This is a genomic window from Ruegeria sp. SATB045, assembly GCF_059613525.1.
The window spans coordinates 90,153-97,177 of record NZ_JBXWSR010000039.1 but is presented as its reverse complement, the minus strand read 5'-3'; the positions used below and the strand labels follow the sequence as shown (position 1 = coordinate 97,177).

General features: G+C 58.2%; 4 protein-coding genes. All 4 read left to right on the top strand.

Features of this window, described 5'->3' with window-relative positions:
* Window positions 1–276: 276 nt before the first annotated feature.
* From iadA to AC2FNR_RS22500, 4 genes are read left to right on the top strand one after another with little or no spacing between them, the layout of a single operon-like run.
* On the top strand, window positions 277–1,443 hold the full coding sequence (iadA, locus tag AC2FNR_RS22515; RefSeq protein ID WP_170411834.1) for a beta-aspartyl-peptidase: 1,167 nt from the start codon (window positions 277–279) through the stop codon (window positions 1,441–1,443).
* A gap of 55 nt (window positions 1,444–1,498) precedes the next feature.
* On the top strand, window positions 1,499–2,389 hold the full coding sequence (locus tag AC2FNR_RS22510) for a cyanophycinase (RefSeq protein WP_170353282.1): 891 nt from the start codon (window positions 1,499–1,501) through the stop codon (window positions 2,387–2,389).
* A gap of 20 nt (window positions 2,390–2,409) precedes the next feature.
* Complete coding sequence (gene cphA, locus AC2FNR_RS22505; protein ID WP_171175831.1) at window positions 2,410–5,211, top strand: cyanophycin synthetase; 2,802 nt, start codon at window positions 2,410–2,412, stop codon at window positions 5,209–5,211.
* Between the two features lie 14 nt (window positions 5,212–5,225).
* A complete protein-coding gene (locus AC2FNR_RS22500; RefSeq protein ID WP_170353284.1) occupies window positions 5,226–6,962 on the top strand; it encodes a Mur ligase family protein in 1,737 nt (578 codons plus the stop codon).
* The last annotated feature ends 63 nt before the right edge of the window (window positions 6,963–7,025 follow it).

The following is a 7,025-nucleotide window of genomic DNA, read 5'->3' as shown; positions in this document are numbered from 1 at the left end:
TTCGCAGATCAAGCGAACGCGACCGCAATATCAACGCGTCTCAAAAGCCGACTTCTTCAACACAATCAGCCCAAAGCGGTCATCCGCATTGTTTGCTCGCTCATCAGGTCTTCCAACGTCGGCATTGCGGACAACCTTGCCATCCGCTTCATTTTTCTCATTGTCTGCTAGTGGCGTACGACCGACATCTACGCTTTCCCCGAAAAAGGGGATGGTTCTTCTGCTGCCATTTGGTGCAAAGAAGGACGTCTTCGCTCCTACTGACGGATTTGCAACGTGTTGAAGCTCATCAAGAATGCGCGCCTCTATTCACCTGAACCTGTTGGTTTGGGCCATATTCTCACTGCGGGTGAACGCATCATTTACCTCGGCAGCAATAAACCCGAATTGCCTGACCAGCTTCAGGCAGAGATCATTGACGTCGAAGGCGCAGCGGTTGTTCCGGGTTTTATTGATGGGCATGCGCATATAACTGGCGGTGGCGGTGAAACCGGACCAGCCAGTCGGGTGCCGCCGCTTGTCCTGTCCTCTTTCACGCGTGCCGGTGTCACTTCAGTCGTTGGAGTATTGGGCACGGACGATCTGACCCGCAACACGCAGACGCTGGTGCAACAGGCCTATGGGTTGCGCGAAGAAGGACTTTCAGCCTGGTGTCACACCGGTGGCTATCACGTCCCACTGACCACCCTCACCGGTTCAGCCCGTGGAGACATTGTGTTCCTTGATCCGGTCATCGGTGTTGGGGAACTGGCGATCAGTGATCACCGGTCGAGCCAACCGACATTGGACGAGTTTCTGCGGATCGCAAGCGAAGCGCATGTCGCAGGCCTGATGACTGGCAAGGCGGGGATTGTGCATTGCCATATGGGAGATGGCGAGCGAGGGCTGTCAATGTTGGAACAAGCCATCGCGACCTGCGAAATGCCCGCACGCGTCTTCAATCCAACCCATGTCAATCGCAACAAACCACTCTTCGAACAGGCCGTGGCGCTAGCACGGCACGGATGTTACATCGACGCTACCGCATTCCCCTGCGGACATGTCGAGCCGGGCATCTCTGCTACTGAGGCCTACATTCAGTTTCGCGATTTGGGCGGTCACGCCGACCGGTTCACCATCAGCTCTGACGGTGGTGGATGCCTGCCCGCCTTTGACCATGAAGGCAATCTGACACGGTTTGGTGTGGGTTTGTCGGACACTTTGCCGGACACGCTGCGCGAACTCACCAACAGAGGAGTACCAATGCCCGAAGCGCTGGCTCCGCTGACCTCAAATGTCGCCGACCTGCTGAAGCTGCACCAAAAAGGTCGTCTGAACGTGGGTATGGACGCTGATTTGGTCGTTCTTGACGAAAACACTGCCGTGCGGCATGTGATGGCCCGGGGGGAATGGCATGTACGCGACGGCCAGATAGCCCGACGCGGCATGTATGAACAGGTTTGAGCGTCCGCGCGGTCCCCGGTGGCTGCCCGCTATAGCACCGGAAGGTAGTTAAGATATGTGCCCTGCACCCGTTGATGCAGAAACCCCGCGCGGGTTCATCATTCCGATCGGCGGCGGTGAAGACCGCGTCAAGGAAATGCAGATTCACCGAAAGTTCGTAGAGCTGTCCGGCGGTGCCGACGCTGATATCGTCGTGATCCCAACAGCCTCGATGCTGGAAGAAACCGGACCGGACTATAACCGCATCTTTTCCGAGCTTGGTGCAGGCAAGGTTGAATTCCTGCCTATCTCGCGCCGCGCCGATTGCGACAACCCGGATTACGCGGGGATGCTGGATCGTGCTACCGGAATTTTTATGACCGGTGGGAACCAGTTGCGCCTGTCAGCGATTCTTGGAGGCACGCTGGTCGCCCAGAAAATCCGGCGCCGAAACGCGGCAGGGGTGCCGGTTGCAGGAACATCGGCCGGTGCTTCGATCATGTCCGAGCATATGGTAGCAGGTGGCAGCAGCAACTCTGGTCCAGCCGAAGGTAACATCACGCTGGCTCCCGGTATGGGTCTGACCAACGCCGTCATCATTGATCAGCACTTCACCCAACGCAACCGCCTGGGTCGATTGCTAACCGCTTCATCTTTTAACCCTTTTCTAATCGGATTGGGCGTTGACGAAGACACGGCGGCCTTCATTGGGCCCGATAACGTCTTTGAAGTAATCGGCAGCGGAACGGTTACCGTGGTGGATGCCAGCCATTTGACCCATTCTTCGATGTGGGATGCCCGTCGCGGCGAAGCACTCAGCCTTCTTGGACTTCGGCTTGACGTTCTGGGTGAAGGGTGCCGTTATGATCTGACGGCTCGCCAGGCTTTTCCGCCGGATGAGCATATGGCGTTCTGCACATTGCCGGATCTGTCCGAGGATGAGGCCGCCAGCGGGGGAAAACAATAAGCTTACCAACGGGGAGCCTCATGAAAATAATCTCGACCAATGTCTTTGTCGGCCCGAATGTCTGGGCAAGTTTTCCGGTCATTCGCCACGTCATTGATCTGGGCGTTCTGGAAGATTGGCCTTCGGCCAAAATTGGTTCCGAGTTTATTGATGCATTGACCCAGGCCCTTCCCGGTCTGGCGGAACATGGCTGTTCCTACCGCGAACCCGGTGGTTTCATCCGCCGATTGCGCGAAGATGAAGGCACTTGGCTTGGTCATGTTTTGGAACATTGTGCCATCGAAGTGCAGAACGTGGCCGGTTCGGATGTAACCTTTGGCCGCACGCGCGGCACAGGCGAACCCGGCCAATACAACATGGTTTACGAATACCGCCAGCGCGATGTTGGACTGGACGCAGGCAAGCTTGCAATGCGGCTGCTGATGCATCTATTGCCGCAATCCCTCAAGGAACAGGTGGACTACGACTTCGACCCGGAATTCAACTGGGATGACGAGTTGCGTAGCTTTGTGCTGCGGGCACAGCGCAAGGAGTTTGGTCCCTCAACCGGCTCATTGGTTAAGGCCGCGCAAGAGCGTGACATCCCTTGGATCAGGCTGAATTCTGGGTCATTGGTTCAGTTCGGGCACGGCAAATACCAGAAACGCATTCAGGCAACCATAACCTCTGAGACCAAGCATATCTCGGTCGAGATTTCCTGCGACAAGGAAGACACCCACAATCTGCTGAACGATCTGGGCCTGCCTGTGCCGCAGCAACGCATGGTCTATTCCGCGCGTGAAGCCGTGCGCGCCGCCGCACGGATCGGGCACCCGGTGGTGGTCAAACCGCTCGATGCCAATCATGGGCGTGGTGTTTCGATCAACCTGAACTCGGACGAAGAGGTCGAGGCAGGCTTTGCCGAAGCCAAGGAACATTCCCGCAGCCGCGCCATTCTGGTGGAAAGCTTCATCACCGGGTTCGATCACCGGATGCTGGTGGTGAACAACAAGCTGGTCGCTGTAGCCAAGCGCGTGCCGGGCCATGTAGTAGGCGATGGCACGCACACGATTGCCGAACTGGTCGATATCGTGAACGAGGATCCGCGCCGCGGCATCGGGCATGAAAAAGTGCTGACCATGCTGGAGATCGACAATCAGGCCAACCGCCTGATGGAAAATGCTGGCGTGACGGAAGAAACTGTGCTGCCTGACGGCGAGGTCTTCTATCTGCGATCAACCGCGAACCTGTCGACTGGCGGCACGGCCATTGATCTGACGGATGTGGTGCACCCAGACAACCGTGACATGGCCGAGCGTGCCATCATGGCCGTCGGGCTGGATGTGGGCGGCGTCGATTTCCTGATCGACGACATCACCAAATCCTACAAGGATATCGGCGGCGCGATTGTCGAGGTGAACGCCGCCCCTGGTTTCCGGATGCACGTGGCACCGTCCGAAGGTCAGCCGCGCGACGTGGCGGGCAAAGTGATCGACATGCTGTTTCCGGCCACCGAGGAAACCCGCATTCCCATCGCGGCAATCACCGGAACCAACGGCAAGACGACCACTTCAAGGATGCTGGGGCACATCATGAAAACCAGCGGCAAGACCGTTGGCATGACCTCGACCGATGGCGTTTATGTTGACGGCAAGCTGAGCGTGAAGGGCGACATGACGGGACCTAAGTCGGCACAGATCGTTCTGCGCGACCCGGCTGTCGATTTTGCGGTGATGGAAACCGCACGCGGCGGACTTGTGCGCTCGGGTCTGGGCTATCAGCGCTCGAACGTAGCGGCCTGCCTCAACGTCTCGGCAGATCATCTGGGTCTTGGCGGCATCAACACGGTTGAGGAACTGGCCGTTGTCAAACGCGTGGTGGTGGAAAGCGCCACCGACACGGCAGTTCTGAATGCCGATGACATCAACTGTTTGAAAATGGCCGACTATGCCGGTGCGGATCAGATCTTTTATGTCACCACCAATCCGGGGCACAGCCTGGTCAAGGAACATATCAAGGCGGGCGGCAAGGCCATTGTGCTTGAAAAGGGCATGAATGGTGACATGCTGACCATTTATGACAACGGTCTTCATATCCCGGTGCTGTGGTCGCATCTGATCCCGGCGGCATTGGAAGGCAAGGCCATTTTCAACGTCCAGAACGCGATGTTCGCCGCCGCGATGGCCTATAGTTTCGGAGTGGATCTGGACAATATCCGCCATGGGCTGCGCACCTTCGACACCAGCTATTTCCAGGCACCCGGGCGGATGAATGTCTATGACGAGCATCCCTTCAAGGTGATCCTCGACTATGGCCACAACCCTGCCGCGCTCAAGGCGATGGCGGCTCTGGCCGATCAGTTGGAGGTCAAGGGCCGAAGGCTGTGCGTTGTTGCGATGCCCGGCGACCGGCGCGATGAGGATATCATCGACGGGGCCGCCGCATTGGCCGGGCATTTTGATCATTTCATCTGCAAGGCAGATGACCGCCGCCGGGGCCGTGGACACGACGAAGTACCGCAAATGATGCGGCAGGCCCTGATCGACAACGGCGTCGATGATGCCGCGATCACGATCATCCCGGATGAGGTCAAAGCGGTGACTGCAGCGTTGGAACAGGCCGCACCGGGCGATCTGCTGGTGATTTTCGGTGATGACACAACGCGCTGCTGGAAGCAGATCATCTATTTCAACTCCGATAGCGAAGCGCCGGTCACAGAGGCTGCGCCGGTGGCAAGCCCCATCGACACCTCGTTCGAGGACATGTTCGAAAGCGACCAGAACCTGATCCGGGATGCGCGCGGCGTGCGCCTGGCCCGCGACATCAGCGAAGACGCGGATTAAGCGGGGGTACCGGAATGGACCGGATCGAAGAGCTTGAAAACGCGCTGACAATTGAAAGCGCGTACGCCGATCATATCCGGGTAGACGATGCCCGACGCTTGACCGGGCCGGGACTGTTGTGGAACCGCCCCGGCGCGGTGATGGATGTGTTTTTCACCGATACCGGCACCGCGCAGGTCACTGCTTTGTGGGAAAAACACGCGCGCCGCGTGCTGGACGCACTTGGCTGGCAGGATCAGGACGTAACCCACCGCAGTTTCACCGGTGGCGTCAATCTGGCGATTTCAGCACCGATGGATCAGCTCTATTCCGCGATCTTCGCGGTGCAAACCGTCTGGCATTTCTGTGCTGCCGAACTGTTGGCATCCGAGCCCGGCGATTTCGATCAGATGGTTGCGGATGTCAAATGCGTTATGGAGAAGGAAGCCAATCCCGCGCTGATCGCCCTGATTGCGGCAGCAGAAGCGCATGGTGTGGATATCCTGTGCGATGATGACGAAGTGTCGATCGGGCACGGTACTGGCAGTCAGACCTGGCCGGTCGATGCGCTGCCTACCCCCGATGACTTGGACTGGTCGGCTCTGCACAATATCCCGGTGGCCTTCATAACCGGAACCAACGGCAAAACAACCACAACCCGTTTACTTGAGGCGATCGCCCGCGCTTCGGGCAAGGTTGCCGGGCTGACCTCGACCGAATTTGTGCGGGTGGGAGACGACATTCTCGACCGTGGCGATTATTCCGGCCCCGGCGGCGGGCGAATGCTGTTGCGTGACAAAAGGCTGGAGGTCGCCTGTCTGGAAGTCGCGCGCGGAGGTATCCTGCGCCGGGGTCTGCCGACCCGCGCGGCAACGGCAGCGGCGGTCACCAATGTGGCAAACGACCATCTGGGGCAATACGGGGTCAACACGGTGCCGGAACTGGCTCAGGCCAAATTCGCCGTGCATCGCACGCTGGCCGAGGGTGGCGTGCTGGCACTGAATGCCGATGACTTGTATGTCCGCGCAGAAGCGGAAAATACATCCGCAAATATCTGGTGGTTCTCGCTGGATGCGCAGAACAACCTTGTCCGTCAGGCGCGTGATGCGGGCAAGTGCTGCGCCTATGTGCAGGAGGGAGATATCGTCTTTTTCGACGGTGCGGTCGAACAGGTAGTCATTGCAGTTTCCGATGTTCCGCTGACCATGGGCGGCGCTGCGAATTACAATATCCTGAACGCGCTGGCGGCCCTGTGCCTTGCCTTGGCACTGGACTTGCCCGTTCAGGGGGCTCGGGATGGGTTGGCCGGGTTCAAACCCGACGCCAAGGACAACCCCGGACGCTGCAACGAGTTTAGTTACAATAATGCGCGTGTTTTTGTGGATTTTGCGCATAACCCGCACTCGATTTCGGCCGTTTGCGATGCGCTGTCAAGCCTACCGGCGAAACGGCGTTACATTATGCTCAGCCATGCTGGCGATCGGTCGGATCAGGATATTCGGGACGTTACCGCGACGGCGTTAAATTTCCAGCCCGACGTAGTCGTCGCAGCCGAACTGGAAGGGTATTTAAGAGGTCGCGAATTGGGAGAAATCCCGGACCTGATCAAAAAATCCGCCTTAGAACAGGGATATGACGCGCAACAAATCCTGAGAGCATCTTCGCCCTCTCTAGCTGCCTCGATGATATTGGAAAAGCTGGAACCGGGTGATCTTGCCTTGCTGTTGGTCCTGTCCGAACGCGACGCCGTGCTCGCGATGCTCGACGGATAAACAGAGCCGGGTGCCGGTGTCACGCAGTTGTAGCTAGCACACGGCGATGTAAGCGCGCGCAAA